At 71.8% G+C, this 18116-nt stretch carries 17 protein-coding genes and 1 tRNA gene; 16 read left to right on the top strand and 2 right to left on the bottom strand.

The window, feature by feature from the left end:
* Nucleotides 1-149: 149 nt before the first annotated feature.
* The 5 genes from IFT73_RS10805 to IFT73_RS10785 are packed head-to-tail and all read left to right on the top strand — an operon-like array spanning nt 150 to nt 5479.
* Nucleotides 150-647: an NADH-quinone oxidoreductase subunit J gene (locus IFT73_RS10805; RefSeq protein WP_056605907.1), complete on the top strand. Its 498-nt coding sequence runs from the start codon at nt 150-152 to the stop codon at nt 645-647.
* The gene (nuoK, locus tag IFT73_RS10800) at nt 647-943 is read left to right on the top strand and encodes an NADH-quinone oxidoreductase subunit NuoK (protein WP_192167619.1); all 297 of its coding nucleotides are present in this window, start codon (nt 647-649) and stop codon (nt 941-943) included. Before IFT73_RS10805 ends, nuoK begins: the two co-directional genes overlap by 1 nt.
* Nucleotides 940-2661 carry an NADH-quinone oxidoreductase subunit L gene (locus IFT73_RS10795; protein WP_192167618.1) on the top strand — a complete coding sequence of 574 codons (1722 nt, stop codon included), beginning with the start codon at nt 940-942 and terminating at the stop codon, nt 2659-2661. The genes nuoK and IFT73_RS10795 overlap by 4 nt, the downstream gene beginning before the upstream one ends.
* Nucleotides 2658-4085, top strand: a complete 1428-nt coding sequence (locus IFT73_RS10790; protein ID WP_192167617.1) for a NuoM family protein — start codon at nt 2658-2660, stop codon at nt 4083-4085. Before IFT73_RS10795 ends, IFT73_RS10790 begins: the two co-directional genes overlap by 4 nt.
* Nucleotides 4082-5479, top strand: a complete 1398-nt coding sequence (locus IFT73_RS10785; protein WP_192167616.1) for an NADH-quinone oxidoreductase subunit N — start codon at nt 4082-4084, stop codon at nt 5477-5479. The genes IFT73_RS10790 and IFT73_RS10785 overlap by 4 nt, the downstream gene beginning before the upstream one ends.
* Before the next feature lie 38 nt (nt 5480-5517).
* Here IFT73_RS10785 and IFT73_RS10780 read toward each other — a convergent pair whose 3' ends face one another.
* Nucleotides 5518-6009: a YajQ family cyclic di-GMP-binding protein gene (locus IFT73_RS10780; RefSeq protein WP_192167615.1), complete on the bottom strand. Its 492-nt coding sequence runs from the start codon at nt 6007-6009 to the stop codon at nt 5518-5520.
* A 91-nt stretch (nt 6010-6100) separates the two neighbouring features.
* Between IFT73_RS10780 and IFT73_RS10775 the strand changes: the two genes are divergently transcribed.
* Nucleotides 6101-6182 (top strand) — tRNA-Tyr (locus tag IFT73_RS10775).
* Nucleotides 6183-6243: 61 nt separating this feature from the next.
* Here the strand turns inward: IFT73_RS10775 and IFT73_RS10770 are convergent.
* The gene (locus IFT73_RS10770; RefSeq protein WP_197984005.1) at nt 6244-6651 is read right to left on the bottom strand and encodes a DUF2510 domain-containing protein; all 408 of its coding nucleotides are present in this window, start codon (nt 6649-6651) and stop codon (nt 6244-6246) included.
* A 160-nt stretch (nt 6652-6811) separates the two neighbouring features.
* Between IFT73_RS10770 and IFT73_RS10765 the strand changes: the two genes are divergently transcribed.
* From IFT73_RS10765 to IFT73_RS10720, 10 genes are all read left to right on the top strand, one after another.
* Complete coding sequence (locus IFT73_RS10765; RefSeq protein ID WP_192167614.1) at nt 6812-7348, top strand: sigma-70 family RNA polymerase sigma factor; 537 nt, start codon at nt 6812-6814, stop codon at nt 7346-7348.
* Nucleotides 7345-8436, top strand: a complete 1092-nt coding sequence (locus tag IFT73_RS10760) for a CU044_5270 family protein (protein ID WP_192167613.1) — start codon at nt 7345-7347, stop codon at nt 8434-8436. Before IFT73_RS10765 ends, IFT73_RS10760 begins: the two co-directional genes overlap by 4 nt.
* Before the next feature lie 169 nt (nt 8437-8605).
* On the top strand, nt 8606-9706 hold the full coding sequence (locus IFT73_RS10755) for a glutamate--cysteine ligase (RefSeq protein ID WP_192167612.1): 1101 nt from the start codon (nt 8606-8608) through the stop codon (nt 9704-9706).
* Nucleotides 9707-9926: 220 nt separating this feature from the next.
* On the top strand, nt 9927-10937 hold the full coding sequence (locus IFT73_RS10750) for an ABC transporter substrate-binding protein (RefSeq protein WP_371811242.1): 1011 nt from the start codon (nt 9927-9929) through the stop codon (nt 10935-10937).
* Between the two features lie 71 nt (nt 10938-11008).
* A complete protein-coding gene (locus tag IFT73_RS10745) occupies nt 11009-12622 on the top strand; it encodes a sugar ABC transporter ATP-binding protein (protein WP_192167610.1) in 1614 nt (537 codons plus the stop codon).
* Nucleotides 12615-13652: an ABC transporter permease gene (locus IFT73_RS10740; protein ID WP_371811241.1), complete on the top strand. Its 1038-nt coding sequence runs from the start codon at nt 12615-12617 to the stop codon at nt 13650-13652. The genes IFT73_RS10745 and IFT73_RS10740 overlap by 8 nt, the downstream gene beginning before the upstream one ends.
* Complete coding sequence (gene yjfF, locus IFT73_RS10735; RefSeq protein ID WP_192167609.1) at nt 13649-14653, top strand: galactofuranose ABC transporter, permease protein YjfF; 1005 nt, start codon at nt 13649-13651, stop codon at nt 14651-14653. Before IFT73_RS10740 ends, yjfF begins: the two co-directional genes overlap by 4 nt.
* On the top strand, nt 14650-15687 hold the full coding sequence (locus tag IFT73_RS10730) for a LacI family DNA-binding transcriptional regulator (protein ID WP_197984003.1): 1038 nt from the start codon (nt 14650-14652) through the stop codon (nt 15685-15687). The genes yjfF and IFT73_RS10730 overlap by 4 nt, the downstream gene beginning before the upstream one ends.
* A complete protein-coding gene (gene araB / locus IFT73_RS10725) occupies nt 15684-17429 on the top strand; it encodes a ribulokinase (RefSeq protein ID WP_192167608.1) in 1746 nt (581 codons plus the stop codon). The genes IFT73_RS10730 and araB overlap by 4 nt, the downstream gene beginning before the upstream one ends.
* Entirely contained in the window at nt 17426-18100 is a 675-nt protein-coding gene (locus tag IFT73_RS10720; RefSeq protein WP_056605946.1) for an L-ribulose-5-phosphate 4-epimerase, read from the top strand. The genes araB and IFT73_RS10720 overlap by 4 nt, the downstream gene beginning before the upstream one ends.
* The last annotated feature ends 16 nt before the right edge of the window (nt 18101-18116 follow it).

Here is an 18116-nt window from a genome sequence, read left to right as displayed (position 1 = left end):
GAGGGCGACCTGAAGGACCTCACGCACGACATGAACCGCCTGCGCACGTGGATGGACACCGTGCCGCCCCCGCGGGCCCTCGACCCCGGCGCCGAGCAGGGCAAGGAGCTCGACGCGTACGAGCGGACGCGGGCGACCGAGGAGGGGCTGTGAACGGCACCGAGGTCGTCTTCGTCGTGCTGTCGCTCCTCGCGGTCGGCTCGGCCGTGCTCGCGATGACGAGCCCCCAGCTCGTGCACGCGGCGCTGTGGCTCGTCGTGACGCTCGGGGCCGTCGCCGGCTGCTTCGTGCTGATGACGGCCGAGTTCGTCGCATGGGTGCAGGTGCTGGTCTACGTCGGCTCGGTCGTGGTGCTGGTGATCTTCGCGCTGATGCTGACCCGCCAGAGCGGGCGGACGACCGCGGAGGTCACGGGCAACCGGTGGACGGCCGCGGTGCTGGGCCTGGTCGCGGCGGTCGGCCTCGGGGCGACGATGGTCGCCGGCTTCGCGGGCGAGCGCATCGAGGGGCGTCGCATCGGCACGGCGGCCTCGATCGGAGAGGCGCTGTTCACCGACTGGGTGCTGCCGTTCGAGATCCTCAGCGGCGTGCTGCTGGCCGCGCTGGTCGGCGCGATCGTCCTCTCACGGTCGGGATCCGATCGCTGATGTCGCTGCTGTACCCCCTGCTGCTGTCGTCCGCCCTCTTCGGCATCGGCGTGTACGGCGTCCTGGCCCGCCGCAACGCCGTCCTGGTGCTGCTGGGGGTCGAGCTGATGCTGAACGCCGTCACCCTCAACCTCGTGGCCTTCGACGCGTGGTTCGCCGACGCGCTGCACACCGGCCAGGTGCTGACGCTGTTCACGATCGCGCTGGCCGCGGCCGAGATCGGCCTGGGGCTCGCGATCGTCCTGGCGCTGTTCCGCGCGGTGCGGACGGTCGACGTCGACGAGGTGGGGCGATGACGCGGCGGTGGACGGCGGTGGGTCTGACGGCCGTGCTCGCGGTCGTCGTCGCGGTCTGGGCGATCCCGGAGGTGACGCGCCACGGCTACTTCGGGCGCTACGTCGGGGCGAGCAGCCCCGGCGTCGATCCTCCGCTGCCGTCGCTGTCGCCCGACCTGTTCCTGTTCCCGCAGGCGGCGCAGATCGTGCTGCTGGCGGTCGGCGTGGGGCTGCTGGTGCAGACCTACTCGACGGCGTACCTGGGTCGTCACCCGCGCTACCGCTCGTACGCGCTGGTCATCGTGCTGTTCCTGCTCGGGATGATCGCGGTCGTCGGCACGACGAACCTGTGGGTGCTCCTGGTCGGGTGGGAGGTCATGGGCCTGTGCTCGTACCTGCTGATCGGTCACGAGTGGGAGACGGCGCCGGCCCGGGCGGGTGCCGCGAAGGCCTTCCTGGTCACCCGCGCGGCCGATCTCGGCCTGGTGATGGCGATCATCGTGATCGGCGAGACGTACGGGACGTACGACATCGTCGGCGCCCAGGTCGCCCAGGCCGACGGCACGCGTCACGCGACGCTGATCGGGCTGCTCGTGCTGGTCGCCGTGATCGGCAAGTCGGCGCAGTTCCCGCTGCACACGTGGCTGCCCGACGCCATGCCCGGGCCGACGCCGATCACGGCGCTGATCCACGCCGCGACGATGGTCGCGGCAGGCGTCTACCTCGCGTCACGGCTGTTCTTCCTCTACGCCGACTCGCAGCTCGTCCTGACGCTGATGGCGGGCGGCGCGGCGGTCACGATGCTGATGGGGGCGCTGTTCGCCCTGGTCCAGACCGACCTGAAGCGGGCGCTCGCGTGGTCGACCGTCAGCCAGCTCGCGCTGATGCTCGCCGCCGTCGCGGCCGGCGGCGCCGAGGCCGGGCTCGACCACCTGGTGTCGCACGGGGTCTTCAAGGCGCTGCTGTTCCTCGGCTGCGGCTGCGTGATGCTCGCGGTCGGGTCGAGCGCGCTGGCGGCGATGGGTGGTCTGCGGCGTTCGATGCCGGTGACGTTCTGGACCATGACGATCGGCTTCGCGGCCCTCGCGGGCCTCGTGCCGACCGCGGGATTCTTCACGAAGGACTCGGTGCTGCACGCGATCGAGGTCGCGACCGACGGAGACCACGGGCTCGCGCCGGGCGTGGCCTGGGCGCTCCTGGTCGTCGCGCTGGTGACGACGTTCGTGACGGCCGCCTACGCGACCCGGTTGTGGGTGCTGACGTTCCTCGGCCCGGTCGGCGCCGACCGCGCCGACCACGACGTGCGCGAGCAGCCGCCCGCCATGACGGGCCCCCTGGTCGTCCTGGCCGTCGCGACGTTCGCGCTGTCGGTCGGCCAGCCGCTCCACCTCGGCACGGGCCTGCTGAGCACGGCGGTCGCCGGGGCCGGCGTGGCGACCGTGCTGCTCCTGGCGCGCCGCGGATCGGCCCTCGACCGGTCGCCGGCGCCGCTGACGTCCGAGCTGTGGCTCGACCGGCCGTTCTCGCGGTGGGTCCCGGCTGCGGCCGCGCCGCTCGCGCGCGGGGTCGTCGACCTCGACCGCGATGCCGTCGACGTCTACCCGCGCGGCGGTGCGGCCCTCGTGGCCGCCGTCTCGCGAGGGCTCGGTCTGGCGCAGTCGCGCAACGTCCAGCGCTACGCGACGGTGCTGGCGGTCGGCGTCGTGGTGATCGTCGTGGTGGGGGTGGTGCTGCGATGATCGTCGCCGCCCTGGCCGTCCCCTTCGTCGTGGGTCTGCTGCTCATGCTCGGCCGCCGGTTCGTGTCCGGACGCGCCGCCGCGTGGATCGGGGTCGCCGCGACGACGGTCTCGATGGTGCTCGTGGCCGCCGTCTGGGAGGGCCGCGAGGGCGTCTCGGGCGAGGTCGACGTCGCCTGGATCGAATCCGTCGGCGCCCGCCTCCACCTCGGCCTGACGGCGGTGTCGTGGCCGTTCGCGCTGATGACGGCCTTCATCGCGGTCCTGTGCTGCCTGTGGCTCGTCGCCGACGACACCTCGCCGGCCCTGGTCGGGCTGGTGCTCGTGATCGGCGCCTCGGCCCTCGGGGTGTTCGGCTCGCTCGACGCGCTCCTGCTGTTCGTGTTCTTCGAGCTCGCACTGGTGCCGATGTGGTTCGTCATCGCGTGGTGGTCCGACGCCGACCGCGACGTCGCGCGCCGAGCGGCCACGCGGTTCCTGCTGTTCACGGTGACGGGATCGGCGCTGCTGCTGGTCGGCATCGTCGTCGCGGCCGTGGAGGGCGGGAGACTCGAGCTGACGGCCCTGCGGCCGACCGCCGTCGCGATCGTCCTGATGACGCTGGGCCTGGCGGTCAAGACGCCCGTCGTCCCGCTGCACACGTGGCTGCCGGACGCGCACAGCTCGGCCCCCACCGTCGGGTCGGTGCTGCTGGCCTCGGTGTTCCTCAAGCTCGGCACGTACGGCCTCATCGTGTTCGTCCTGCCGTCCGACCACCTCGGCGTGGTCGCGCCGTACCTCGCGGTCGCGAGCTCCGTCGGCATCGTCTGGTCGGCGCTGGCCTGCTACGCGCAGGACGACCTCAAGCGGCTGATCGCGTACTCCAGCATCGGGCACATGGGCTTCGTCGTGCTCGCGATCTCGACCCGCAGCGAGGCGGGGCTGGCCGCCGCGGTGTTCGGCTCGGTCGCGCACGGCGTCGTCACGGGGCTGCTGTTCTTCGCCGCCGGCTCGATGAAGGACCGCTACGGCACGACGTCGATGGCCGGCATCGGGCGCGGCCTCTACGGCCGCGCGCCGTGGCTGGCGGCGACGTTCGTGCTGGCGGCCGTGGCGAGCCTCGGGCTCCCGGGCCTCGCGGGCTTCTGGGGCGAGGTGCTGTCGCTGCGCGCCGCCTACGACGTCGGCTCCGTGCTGACCAGGCCCGTGGCCTGGACGGCCCTGGGCCTGGCGCTGGTCGGCATCGCCCTGACGACGGCGTACGTCGTCCGGGCCGTCCGGCTGCTGGCGCAGGGCGAGCCGTCGGCGCTCGAGGCCGACCGCGACCTCGGACGTCGCGAGGTCGTCGTGATGGGCGCTCTCGTCGCGGTCGTCGTGGTGCTGGGCCTGGTGCCGCAGCTGCTGCTCGACCTCTACGGTCCCGTGTACGTCGGGGTGGCGCGATGACGATCCCCATCGACTGGACCGTCGCCGGGCCCGCCACGATCGTGCTGGTCGGCGCGCTCGTCGCGCTGATGGTCGACGCCTTTTACCCGCGCCGCACGTGGCTGGGCTCGGGCCTCCCCGCGACCGTGGCCGGGGTCGCCGCGACGGCCGAGCTGGTGCGGGGCGACGCGACGGGCACGCCGTTCGCGTTCTCGCTCGTCGTGCTGGTCGGGACGCTGTTTGTCGTCGTGGCCTCCAACGTCATGAACTTCGAGAACGCCATGCCGCCGGGGGAGTACCACTTCCTGCTGATGAGCGCGGCCGCCGGCGCGCTGCTGATGGTCGGTGCCCGCGACGTCGTGACGCTGGTCGTGGCCCTCGAGCTGCTCTCACTGCCGTCGATCGCGCTGGTGGGGCTGCGGCAGGGCGACCGCGGCGCGATCAGGGCGGCGTGGACGTTCTTCCTCGTCTCGGTGGTGTCGACGGCCGTCACGCTGATGGGCGTCTCGCTGCTGTACGGCGTCACGGGGACGCTCGACTACGCACTGCTGGGCCGGGCCCTGGTCGACCCGGCGGTGCCCGACGCCGTGGTGTCGGTCGCCGTCGTGATGACGGTCGTGGGCCTGCTGTTCAAGCTCGGCGCCGTGCCGTTCCACCTCTGGGTGCCCGACGCCTACGGCGGCGCATCGGTCATGGTCGCGGGCTTCCTGTCGGCGGTCTCGAAGGCCGCGTCGCTCGGCGCGCTGCTGGTGCTGCTGTCGGTCGCGCTGCCGGCGGCGCAGGACGACTGGCAGCCGGTCGTCGCGGTCGTGGCGGCCCTGACCATGACGGTCGGCAACGTCGGCGCGCTGCGCCAGGACGATGCGATCGGCCTGCTCGCGTGGTCGTCGGTCGCGCAGGCCGGGTTCCTCGTCGCGCCCGCGGCGGTCGTCTCGTCGTCGTACGCCCTGCCGGCCGCGGCCCAGTACGTCGCGGTGTACGCGCTGGCCAACCTCGTGGCCTTCGCCGCCCTGGCGGTCGTGCTCAGGCTGCGGGGCAGCACCCGGCTCGACGACCTGCGCGGCATGGCCCGCAACGACCCGTGGATGGGTGTCCCGCTCGTCATGGCGGCCCTGACGCTGGCGGGCTTCCCCCCGGCCGTCATCGGCCTGGTGACCAAGTTCGTCGTCATCCGCCCCGTCGTCGACGGCGACCACGTGTGGCTCGCGATCATCATGGGCGTCAACGTCGTGCTGGGCCTGGCGTACTACCTGCGGCTCGTCGTGACGCTGTGCGAGCGCCCGGTCGGCGAGCCGTACGTCAGCCCGTCACCGCCGATCTCGGTGCGCTTCGCGAAGTCGACGGTGCTGATCGGGGCGGCCGCCCTGGTCGTCCTCAGTGCCTGGCCCGACCTGCTGCTGTCGCACCTGCCCTGATCCGACGGCGCCCAGCGGGGCGAGCGGCGCGGTGGGGCTCAGCGGTAGTTGGTGAACTGCACCGCGAAGTCGAGGTCGGCGCCCTTGAGCAGCGCGATGACCTCCTGCAGGTCGTCGCGCTTCTTGCTCGTGACGCGCAGCTCGTCGCCCTGGATCTGCACCTTGACGCCCTTGGGGCCCTCGTCGCGGATCAGCTTGGAGACCTTCTTGGCCTGCTCCTGGCTGATGCCCTCGCCGAACGTGCAGTTGAGCTTGGTGTCCTTGCCCGACTGGCGGGGCTCGCCGTCCTCGAGGGCCTTGAGCGAGATGCCGCGCTTGATGAGCTTGTCCTTGAAGACGTCGAGCACCGCGAGGGCGCGCTCGTCGGCGTTGGCGGTGATCTCGATGCCCCACTCGCCGCTCCACTTGATCTCGGCGCCGGTGTTCTTGAAGTCGTAGCGGGTCTGGATCTCCTTGACCGCCTGGTTGAGCGCGTTGTCGGCCTCCTGGCGATCGATCTTGCTCACGATGTCGAAGGACGAGTCGGCCATGAAGGGTGCTCCTGAAGCGTTGCGGTGGGTCTGATTTCTCTCAGCCTAATCGGCTGCGCTAGGCTTGCTCGTCGTTGCCCCGGCAACGCCCGGCAGGTTGCCCGAGTGGCCAAAGGGATCTGACTGTAAATCAGACGGCTCAGCCTACGCAGGTTCGAACCCTGCACCTGCCACAGCACGACACGAAGCCCCTGACCTGCGACGACGCGGGTCGGGGGCTTCGTCGTGCAGCGCTCAGAGCGGGAACGATCGATCGCTCGCGAGGGTCAGCCCGAGGCTCCTGACGTGCTCGAGGAGTCCCTCGAGCCGCGCCCGCTGCACGCCGATCTCGGCCTCGAGGTCGTCGAGGGCGATCGTGCGCCCCACGACGTCCTCGATCCCGTAGTGCTCGACGGCCCGTCGCAGGCGCCGGTTGTCGGCCGCGAGGAGGTCGTTCTCCTCGATCAGGTCGCGGGCGATCCTCCTGGCGCCGAGGACCGGCACCGAGCGTCGGGAGGCGGCGGACAGGTCCTCGGCGGCGGGGTCCGGTGCCGAGGGGGCGTCGCGGACGTGCTCGGTCCACGTCGACCCGTCCCAGTAGCGGAGCAGTCCGCCCTCGGGTGCTCGCGGGTCGGGGTACCAGTCGGCTGCTGCGGTGTTCATGGTCGTGACGACTCCTCTGTGCGTGGGCCCCCGGGGATGCATCGACATCCCCGTGGTGGTTCATCGCACTCGGGGGCGCCGGATCACCGTCGAGGCGCAGGGTTCCTGTCGACCGCCGCGAGCTGCCGGGACTGAGCCGCGCCTCACGTATCCTGCGGGCGTGAGCGACGAGGACTTCAGAGCGCTCTACGCCCGGCTCCAGCAGGCGGTGTTCTCGTTCGCCGCCCGGCGGCTGTCGCCCGAACAGGCGATGGACGTCGTCAACAGCACCTTCGAGGTCGTGCTGCGCAAGCGCCATGCCTGCCCGGAACGACCCGAGGAGTGGGCCCCGTGGGTCATGGGGATCGCCAGGAACCAGGTCCTGCAAGAAGGGCAGAGGGTCACGCGCAAGCACCACGACAACCGATTCATCGAGGACTACGCCGACCGTGAGGACCCCGTGAACCCCGACGTCGCCGAGGTGGTCGCCGACACCGAGTACGGCCGGTGGGTGTGGCGATCGCTCGAGCCGTCGGAGCAGCGGCTCATGACCGTCGCCTTCGTGCAGATGCTGTCGACCGCCGACGGGGCACGGCTCATGGGCATCTCGACCTCGGCGTACACGACGCGCGTCCTGCGCCTGCGTCGCAGGCTCGAGGCGCTCGAGGCCGAGCACCTCGGCACGCCGATCCTGTCCGAGAGGGGGGAGCGGGCATGAACGAGACACCGGTCGACCCCGAGCAGGAGCTCGCCCGCCTGCGCCGGGCCGCCGAGAAGGCGGGGCTGCACGCCGACATCGACCCGGCCCGGCACGGCCTCGCGTTCCCCTCGGCCGACGACCTGCTGGCCGGTCACGACGGGCCGTCCGAGGTCGACGTGGCGAGGCGGCGCCGGCACCGGCGCCGCCGGGTCCTGGCCGCTGTGGTCAGCTCCGTCGCCGCCGTGAGCGTGTTCGAGCTGGGCGTCTTCCAGCCGTGGCAGCCCGACGGCGCGGCCGCCTCGACCGTGCCCATCCTCAGCTACGAGTACGCCTCGGCGAAGCAGATCGCGACGGCACCCGGCAAGGACGCCCGGGAGACCCTGCGGTCGCTCTCGGAGACGGCGGCCGAGCAGGTCGAGCCGGTTCGACGAGGGCCGGTCCAGTACACCGTGTCGGACAACTTCTTCCTGAGCGCCACGGTCGGGGGTGACGAGGAGCCCGAGGTCATCCCGACCCTGCTCCAGCGGTGGCTGACCAGCGATGGTGCGCAGCGCAGCGTCGAGAAGGTCGACGACCCGCTCGACGACAGTGGGCGCGGGCTCAGTCGGCCGGGCGGCTGGGACTCGCTCCCGGTCAAGGGCGACGTGACGCAGCCCGCCGGCGAGATCGATGCCGCGGCGCTCGACCGGCTGCCGACCGACCGGGCGAAGCTGCGCACGGCGCTCCTGGAGCTGACCGGCTGCGCATCGCGCGACCGGCCCGACCGGCCGCTGTGCCTTTACGTGCACATCCTGGAGCTGCACAACATCTACGTCGTGCCGGCCCGGGTCGACGCGGCCTTCTGGAGCCTGATGGCCGAGACGGGCGCCTACCGCCTGCTCGGCGACGTGAAGGACCGCGCCGGACGGACGGGCCTGGGCATCTCGCTGTTCCCGGAGTCCTCGCCCTCGTACCGTGTCGTGCTGATCGTCGACCCGGCGACGGGACGGCTGCTGGGCGCCGAGGACATCCTGATCAAGGACGACGTGGCCGCCAAGATCACGGCCCCCGCCATCACGAGCTTCACGGCCTTCCTGACGGCGCGCTGGGTCCGGTCCGCGTCCTAGGGCCGGTCGGTGCGCCGGCACCCGCGGCTGGTCGCCGCATGGGACCGGCCCGCGCGGGTACGACGGGCCCGGGCACCGGACGCGCCGGGGCCCAGGGAGGGGCGGACATGGAGGCAGTCGTGCGGCACGGGGTGGGCGACATCCGGCTCGAGCAGTCCGCGCGGCGAGGGTGACGCCTCGCAAGCTGGCCGTCGAGGAGGAGATGTTCCTGGTCGACCCCGGCACCCGCCGTCTCGTCGGGTCGTCGGACCGGGCCGTCGGGAGGTCGGACGAGGGCGAGGGTGACGTGGAGCAGGAGCTGTTCCTGCAGCAGGTCGAGACGCAGTCGAGCCCCCGGCTGGCGGTCGCCGACCTGCTCGACGACCTCGCCGGGGCCCGGGCCTCGGCGGCCGAGGCGGCCTCCTCGGTCGGGGCCCGCCTCGCCGCGATGCCGACGCCGGTCGTGCTCGACGCGGACGGCGACGTCACGCCCAAGGACCGCTACCGCACGATGATGGCCCGCTACGGACGGGTCGCGCGCGGTGCCCTGGTGTGCGGCATGCACGTGCACGTGGACGTGTCGGACGACGAGGAGGCGGTCGCGATCGTCGACCGGCTCCGCCCGTGGCTGCCGGTCGTGCTCGCGATGTCGGCGGGGTCGCCCTTCCACCTCGGCGTCGACACGTCGTTCGCGAGCTGGCGGGCCGAGGTCTGGGAGGCCTGGCCCACCGCGGGAGCCACCGAGCCGTTCGGCGACGCCGCGGGCTACCGACGCGCCGTGGCGGGCCTGATCGCGTCCGGGGCGGCTCTCGACGACGGGATGGTCTACTTCGACGCCCGACTGGCACGTGACTTCCCGACCGTCGAGGTGCGCGTCGCCGACGTGTGCACCGACCTGGCCGACACGGTCGTCGTCGCCGGCGTCGTGCGCGCGCTGGTCGAGACCTGTGCGCGGCAGTGGCGCGCGGGGGAGCGGGCACCCGTGTGGCGCGTCGAGCAGCTCCGGGCGGCCCGCTGGCTGGCCCGGCGCGACGGACTCGCGGGGTCGCTGCTCGACCCCCTGACGGGCGAGGCGCACCCCGCGTCCGACGTCGTCGGATCGCTCCTGCGGACGATCGGCCCCGCGCTCGACCTCGCGGGCGACCGCCCGCTCGTCGAGGCCGGCCTGGCCCGGCTGGTGCGGGACGGCACCGGCGCCGACCGGCAGCGCGCGGTCGCGGGGGAGCGCGCCGACCTCGAGGCTGTCGTCGACGACGTCCTGCGGCGCACGTCCGTCCGGCCGACCCCCTAAACGGCCCGCCGGCGCGGCCCTGCGAGCCGGTCGTGCCGCGTCAGGGATGTTAACGCTCACATTTTTTTCACCCTCATGGTTGACACGCGAATTGTGAGCGTTAACAATCAACTCCAAGGTGATGCCGGTCACAGCGATCAGCCCGCCTCGTGTGACCGGAGTCCGCCCGCCACACAGCCCCTCGCCGTCGGCCCGGGGTTCCCGAAGATGGAGGAAGACAGTGTTCAAGAAGATCCTGACGGCCACGGCGGGCGCAGCCCTCATCGGTGGCCTCGCGGCATGTGGAAGCAGCAGCTCGGACGGGGCCGGCTCGGGCGGCTCCGGCGGTTCGGGCGGTTCGGGCGACATCACGATGGGCTTCTCGCAGGTCGGTGCCGAGAGCGGCTGGCGCTCGGCCAACACGACGTCGGTCCGCGACAGCGCCAAGACCGACGGCATCGACCTCAAGTTCTCCGATGCCCAGCAGAAGCAGGAGAACCAGATCAAGGCGCTGCGCTCGTACATCCAGCAGAAGGTCGACGTCATCGCGTTCAGCCCCGTCGTCGAGACCGGCTGGGACTCGGTCCTCCAGGAGGCCAAGCGGGCCAAGATCCCCGTGATCCTGACCGACCGCTCGGTCGACTCCGAGGACGACAGCCTCTACGCGACGTTCCTCGGCTCCGACTTCGTCGAGGAGGGCGAGAAGGCCGGCCAGTGGCTGGTCGACAACGCCGCCGACTCCGACGTCGACGGCAACGGCGCGATCAACGTCGTCGAGCTGCAGGGCACGACCGGCGCCGCTCCCGCGATCGACCGCAAGGAGGGGTTCGCCGAGACCACCAAGGCCGATCCGACGATCAAGGTCGTCGCGTCGCAGACGGGTGACTTCACCCGTGACGGCGGCAAGAAGGTCATGGAGTCGTTCCTGAAGTCGCAGAAGGGCATCGACGTCGTGTACGCCCACAACGACGACATGGGACTCGGTGCGATCGAGGCGATCGAGGCGGCCGGCAAGGTGCCGGGCAAGGACATCAAGATCATCACGGTCGACGCCGTCAAGGACGGCATGACCGCCCTGTCCGAGGGCAAGATCAACTACATCGTCGAGTGCAACCCGCTGCTCGGCCCGCAGCTGATGGACCTCGCCAAGAAGGTCGTCGCCGGCGAGGACGTGCCCAAGCGCGTCGTCACCGAGGAGAGCGCCTTCGACCAGGAGACGGCCAAGCAGGTCCTGGCCGACCGCCAGTACTGAGCGACGCCGCACCACCACCCACCCGGGGGCTCGCGCCCGCGAGCCCCCGGGACCCGGACCACCGAGGAGACATGATGCAGACGACCGTCGAGACCGGCCCGTCGCCGACCGGCATCGGCCAGCCGGACCCCGTCGTGCAGATGACGGGCATCTCGATCGGCTTCCCGGGCGTCAAGGCGCTCGACGGGGTCGACCTGCGGCTCCTCCCGGGCGAGATCCACGCCGTGATGGGCGAGAACGGCGCCGGCAAGTCGACGCTGATCAAGGCCCTCACGGGCGTCTACTCGATCGACGCCGGCACCATCACGGTCGACGGCACCCCCCACAGCTTCTCCGGCCCGTTCGCGTCGCAGGCCGCCGGCATCAGCACGGTGTACCAGGAGGTCAACCTCTGCACGAACCTCACGGTCGCCGAGAACATGATGCTCGGCCGCGAGCCGCACCGCCTGGGCCGCATCGACACCCGGCGCATGAACCAGCGCGCCCGCGAGGTGCTCGACCGCCTGGGCCTCGACGTCGACGCGCGGTCGCAGCTCGACGAGCACCCCATCGCGATCCAGCAGCTCGTCGCGATCGCCCGCGCCGTCGACATCGACGCCCGCGTGCTGATCCTGGACGAACCCACCTCGAGCCTCGACGCCGACGAGGTGAGCCGGCTGTTCGACGTCATGCGCACCCTGCGCGCCGACGGCGTCGCGATCCTGTTCGTCTCGCACTTCCTCGACCAGGTCTTCGAGATCTCCGACCGCATGACGGTGCTGCGCAACGGCCGCCTGGTCGCCGAGCACCTGACCGCCGACATGACGCAGCTGAGGCTCGTGCAGGAGATGATCGGCCGCGAGCTCGAGGTGCTCGACCGCATCGACCGCACCCCGGCCGATCCGGCGGCTCCCGAGCCGGCGCCGCTCATGACGGTGCTGGGCCTCGGTCGCAAGGGCAGCCTCGAGGCCACCGACCTGACGCTGCACGACGGCGAGGTCGTCGGTGTCGCGGGCCTGCTCGGCTCGGGACGCACCGAGCTGGCGCGGCTGCTGTACGGCGCCGACTCCGCCGACACCGGCGAGGTCGAGGTGCGGTCGAGGCGCGTGCGCCTGAAGGGTCCGCGCGCCGCGATCGAGCACGGGATCGCCTTCTCCAGCGAGGACCGCCGGGCCGAGGGCATCATCGGGGAGCTGTCGATCGCCGACAACATGATCCTCGCGATGCAGGCGTCGCGCGGCTGGATGCGTCCCGTGCCCCAGCGCACCAAGGACGCCCTCGTGGCCAAGTACATCGAGGCGCTCGACATCCGTCCGGCCGACCCGCAGGCCATGATGAGGAACCTCAGCGGCGGCAACCAGCAGAAGGTGCTGCTGGCGCGCTGGCTCATCACCGAGCCAGAGCTGCTGATCCTCGACGAGCCGACCCGCGGCATCGACATCGGCGCCAAGGCGCAGATCCAGCAGCTCGTGGCCGAGCTGGCCCGCGACGGCATGTCGGTCGTGTTCATCTCCGCCGAGCTCGAGGAGGTCCTGCGCCTCAGCGACCGCGTCGTCGTGATGCGCGACCGCCGCAAGATCGCCGAGCGCGACAACGTCGACCTCGACGTCGCCGACGTCCTGCAGATCATCGCGGGCGAGGCGTCCTCGCCCGGTCCGGCGGACGCCGTCACCACCACCACGGCCGAGGAGGCTCCCCGTGCCTGATCTGCGCCCGCTGGTGCGCCACCAGCTGATGTGGCCCGTCCTCGCGCTGGTCGTCCTGCTGGTCGTGAACGTCATCGCCACGCCGTCGTTCTTCTCGATCCGCATGCAGGACGGCCACCTCTACGGCAGCCTGGTCGACATCCTGCGCAACGGCGCCCCCGTGCTGCTCGTCGCACTCGGCATGACGTTGGTCATCGCGACCCGCGGCATCGACCTCTCGGTCGGCGCGATCGCCGCGATCGCCGGTGCCGTCGCGTGCACGTCGATCGCCGGTTCCTCGCAGGAGAGCGCCACCGGCACCGCGATCGTCGCGATGTCGACCGCGCTCGCGGTGTGCGTGCTGCTGGGCCTGTGGAACGGCTTCCTGGTCTCGGTGCTCGGCATCCAGCCCATCATCGCGACGCTCGTGCTGATGACGGCCGGTCGCGGCCTGGCGATGCTCATCACCGACGGCCAGATCACGACGGTCAACAACCCGGCCTTCCGCCGCCTGGGCGCGGGCTTCGTCGCGACCCTGCCGGTCGCGATCATCGTGGCGCTCGTGGTGCTCGGCATCACCGCCGTGCTGACCCGCCGCACGGCGCTCGGCATGCTGATCGAGGCCGTCGGCATCAACCCCGGGGCCGCGCGACTCGCCGGCGTCCGGTCGCGCACGATCATCTGGACGGTGTACGTGTTCGCGGCGTTCTGCGCCGGCATCGCGGGGCTCATGATCGCGTCCAACACCAGCGCCGCCGACGCCAACAACGCGGGACTGTTCATCGAGCTCGACGCGATCCTGGCCGTCGTGATCGGCGGCACCTCGCTGGCCGGCGGGCGGTTCTCGCTGACCGGCACGCTCGTGGGCGCGCTGTTCATCCAGACGCTCGCCACGACGATCCCGACGATCGGCATCCCGGCCGAGACCAACTACCTCTTCAAGGCCGTCGCGGTGATCGTGGTGTGCCTCCTCCAGTCGCCGCAGGCGCGGGCCGCCCTCGCGGTGACCCGCCGTCCTGCCGCGGCCCCCGTGAAGGCAGGTGTCGCATGAGTGCCGTGACCGTCGGGTCGACTTCGTGGGTCGACCGCGTCAAGGGGTACAGCCCGCCCCAGCGCTTCGTGCCCGTCATCGCCACGTTCGTGCTGTTCGTCAGCATGTTCGGCGTCGGATCGATCCGCTACGAGGGGTTCGCCTCGCCCCAGGTGATGGTCAACCTGCTGGTCGACAACGCGTTCCTGATCGTCCTGGCCGTCGGCATGACGTTCGTGATCCTGACCGGCGGCATCGACCTCAGCGTCGGCTCGGTCGTCGCGCTGTCGACCATGATCGCGGCGGCGACGCTGCGGGCCGGCTGGCCTCCCGTGCTCAGCATGGTGACGGTGCTGGCGGTCGGCACGCTGCTCGGGCTGCTGATGGGTCTGGTGATCCACTACTTCCAGATCCAGCCGTTCATCGCGACGCTCGCCGGCATGTTCCTGGCCCGCGGGCTCTGCTACCTCATCAGCGTCGAGTCGATCCCGATCCGCGACGACCTGTTCGGCTCGCTGTCGAGCGCCACCATCACGCTGCCCGGCGACGTCTACCTGACGTACACCGCCGTCATCGCGCTCGTCGTGGTCGGCGTCGCGGCGTGGGTGCTGCACATGACGCGCTTCGGCCGGACCGTCTACGCCGTCGGCGGCAGCGAGGCCTCGGCCCTGCTGATGGGCCTGCGCGTCGCCCGCGTCAAGGTCGGCGTCTACGCGATCAGCGGCTTCTGCTCGGCACTGGCCGGCCTGCTGTTCTCCCTCTACATGCTGTCGGGCTACAGCCTGCACGCCGTCGGCATGGAGCTCGACGCGATCGCGGCGGTCGTGATCGGCGGGACGCTGCTCACCGGCGGACGCGGGCTGGTCATCGGATCGCTGCTGGGCGTCCTGGTCCTCGGGGCGATCCAGACCTTCATCTCCTTCGACGGCACCCTGAGCTCGTGGTGGACCAAGATCTCGATCGGCGTCCTGCTGCTGGTGTTCGTCGTCATGCAACGCTTCTTCTCGAGGAGGCAGTCATGACCCTGCGCTCGAACGGCTCCCACGCCCCCGTCATGGCCGATGTCGCCCGGCTGGCCGGGGTCTCGCACCAGACGGTCTCGCGGGTCGTCAACGGCCTGCCCAACGTCCAGCCGGCGACCCGCGCGAAGGTCGAGGCGGCGATCGCCGAGCTGGGCTACCGGCCCAACACGGCGGCCCGTGCCCTCGTGACGCGTCGCTCGTCGACGATCGGCATCATCAGCACCGAGACCGGCCTGTACGGCCCCACCAGCATCCAGCGCACGATCGAGGAGGCCGCCCGCGAGGCCGGCTACTTCGCCGGGTCCGTGAGCCTCAAGGAGATCACCAGCACCGGCCTGACGGGTGCGATCGACCACCTGATGCGCCAGTCGGTCGACGGCATCGTCATGATCGCGGCGCAGCACGAGGCGCTCGACGTCATCGGCCGCCACGACCCGGGCGTCCCGCTCGTCGTGGTCGAGGGCGACCTGTCGCGGGGGCCGTCGGCCGTCGGGGTCGACCAGCACCGCGGCGCGCTCGAGGCGACGCGGCACCTGATCGCGCTCGGCCACACCCGCATCGCGCACATCAGCGGACCCGTGAACTGGACCGAGGCCGAGGCCCGCCGCCAGGGCTGGCAGGACGCCCTGACGGGTGCGGGGCTCGAGCCCGGGCCCCTGCTGGTCGGCGACTGGACCGCCGAGCGCGGCTACCTGCTCGGCGCCCGCATCGCCCGGTCGCGCGACGTCACGGCGGTGTTCTCGGCCAACGACCAGATGGCGATCGGCCTGCTGCGGGCGCTGCACGAGGCCGGGGTCCGCGTGCCCGACGACGTCAGCGTCGTGGGCTTCGACGACTCGCCAGAGTCGGGCTACCTGATCCCGCCGCTCACGACGGTGCGCCAGAACTTCGCCGAGGTCGGCCGTCGCGCCATCGCGGTGCTCCACGCCGCGATCAGCGGCGAGGACGAGGACCTCGAGCGGCTCATCGAGCCCGAGCTCGTCGTGCGCACCAGCACGGGGGTCCGCCCCGTCGAGCCCAGGAGGACCCCGTGACCGCCGACCGGACGCGGGACGACGACGCCACGTACGTCGTCGGCGTCGACTACGGCACCCTGTCGGGGCGTGCGCTGGTCGTGCGCGTCGGCGACGGCGTCGAGCTCGGCACCGCCGTGCACCCCTACCGGCACGCCGTCATGGACCGCGAGATCCCCGGTCACCTGACCGGCGCCGGACCCGTCGAGCTCGCCCCCGACTGGGCGCTGCAGGTGCCCGACGACTACCGCGACGTGCTGCGGGTCGCGGTGCCCGCGGCCCTGGCCGAGGCAGGCGTCGCGCCCGACCGCGTCATCGGCATCGCGACCGACTTCACGGCCTGCACCATGGTGCCGACCCTCGCCGACGGCACCCCGCTCAACGAGGTCGACGACCTCGCGGCGCGCCCGCACGCCTACGTCAAGCTCTGGAAGCACCACGCGGCCCAGGCCCAGGCCGACCGCATCACCGAGCTCGCCCGTGAGCGCGGCGAGGCCTGGCTGCCGCGGTACGGCGGGCTCGTCTCGTCGGAGTGGGAGTTCGCCAAGGGGCTGCAGCTGCTCGACGAGGACCCCGACACCTACGCGCGCACCGCCCGCTGGGTCGAGGCCGCCGACTGGATCGTCTGGCAGCTGTGCGGCACCTACGTGCGCAACGCCTGCGCCGCGGGCTACAAGGGCATCCTGCAGGACGGCTCGTACCCGTCGGCCGACTTCCTCGCCGCGCTGGACCCCGCCTTCGCGGGCTTCGTCGACGACAAGCTCGCGCAGCCGATCGGCCAGCTGGGCCAGCGCGCCGGCGGCCTGACGGCCGAGGCCGCCGCCTGGACGGGACTGCCCGAGGGCATCGCGGTGGCCGTCGGCAACGTCGACGCGCACGTCAGCGCCCCCGCCGCGCAGGCCGTCGACCACGGCCAGATGGTCGCGATCATGGGCACCTCGACGTGCCACGTCGTCAGTGCCGGCGTGCTGCGTGAGGTGCCGGGCATGTGCGGCGTCGTCGACGGTGGCATCGTCGCCGGCAGCTGGGGCTACGAGGCGGGGCAGAGCGGGGTCGGCGACATCTTCGGCTGGTTCGTCGAGCACGGCGTGCCCCCGTACGTCCACGACGAGGCCGCGGCCCTGGGCCGGTCCGTCCACGAGCACCTCACGGCGCTGGCCGTCGAGCAGGAGGTCGGCGAGCACGGCCTCCTCGCCCTCGACTGGCACAGCGGCAACCGTTCGGTCCTGGTCGACCACGAGCTCTCGGGCCTCGTGGTCGGGCAGACGCTGGCCACCCGGCCGCAGGACGTGTACCGCGCGCTGATCGAGGCCACGGCCTTCGGCACCCGCACGATCATCGAGGCCTTCACCTCCTCCGGCGTCCCCGTCGAGGAGCTCGTGATCGCCGGCGGGCTGTCGAAGAACCCCCTGCTGATGCAGGTGTACTCCGACGTGACGCGCCTGTCGCTGTCCGTCGTCGGGTCCGAGCAGGGCGCCGCGCTGGGCTCTGCTCTCCATGCCGCCGTCGCGGCCGGTGCGTATGCGGACATACGCGCCGCCGCGAAGGCCATGGGGTCGGTGCGGCGCGGTGTGGTCACCCCGAACGAGGTCGACGCCCAGGCGTACGACCTGCTGTTCGCCGACTACACCGCGCTGCACGATCACTTCGGTCGCGGTGGCGACGACGTCATGCACCGCCTGCGCGACGCACGTCGCCGGGCCGTCCGCCGACGTCAGGAGCGCCGCGCCGGGGCCGGGGCGGCACAGGGGGAGACCTCGTGACCGTCACCGCCGACGTCACCTCGACGATCCGTGCCCTGCGGGAGCAGGTGTGCGCGCTGCACGCCGAGCTGACCCGCTACGAGCTCGTGGTCTGGACGGCCGGCAACGTGTCGGCCCGCGTGCCGGGGCACGACCTGATGGTCATCAAGCCCAGCGGCGTCTCGTACGACGACCTGACGCCCGCGTCGATGGTGCTGTGCGACCTCGACGGCGTGGTCGTCGAGGGCGATCTCGCACCCAGCTCCGACACCGCCGCGCAGGCCTACGTCTACCGCCACCTGCCCCACGTCGGCGGCGTCGTCCACACGCACTCGACGTACGCCACGGCGTGGGCGTCGCGCGGCGAGCCGATCCCGTGCGTCCTGACGATGATGGCCGACGAGTTCGGCGGGCCCGTGCCCGTCGGCCCGTTCGCGCTGATCGGCGACGACTCGATCGGCCGCGGCATCGTCGAGACGCTGCAGGGCAGCAGGTCGCCGGCGGTGCTGATGCAGAACCACGGCGTCTTCACGATCGGCAAGGACGCCCGCTCGGCCGTGAAGGCGGCCGTCATGTGCGAGGACGTCGCCCGCACCGTCCACGTCGCGCGCCAGCTCGGCGAGCCCGTCGCCATCCCCGACCGCCAGGTCTCGCACCTGTTCGACCGCTACCAGAACGTCTACGGGCAGTGATGTGCCCCGAGGGAGA

Origin of the sequence: Aeromicrobium sp. CFBP 8757, from assembly GCF_014841755.1 — a bacterium.
Lineage (GTDB): Bacteria > Actinomycetota > Actinomycetes > Propionibacteriales > Nocardioidaceae > Aeromicrobium.
The sequence above is the reverse complement of the archived record's forward strand: the minus strand, read 5'-3'. Positions and strand labels throughout refer to the sequence as shown.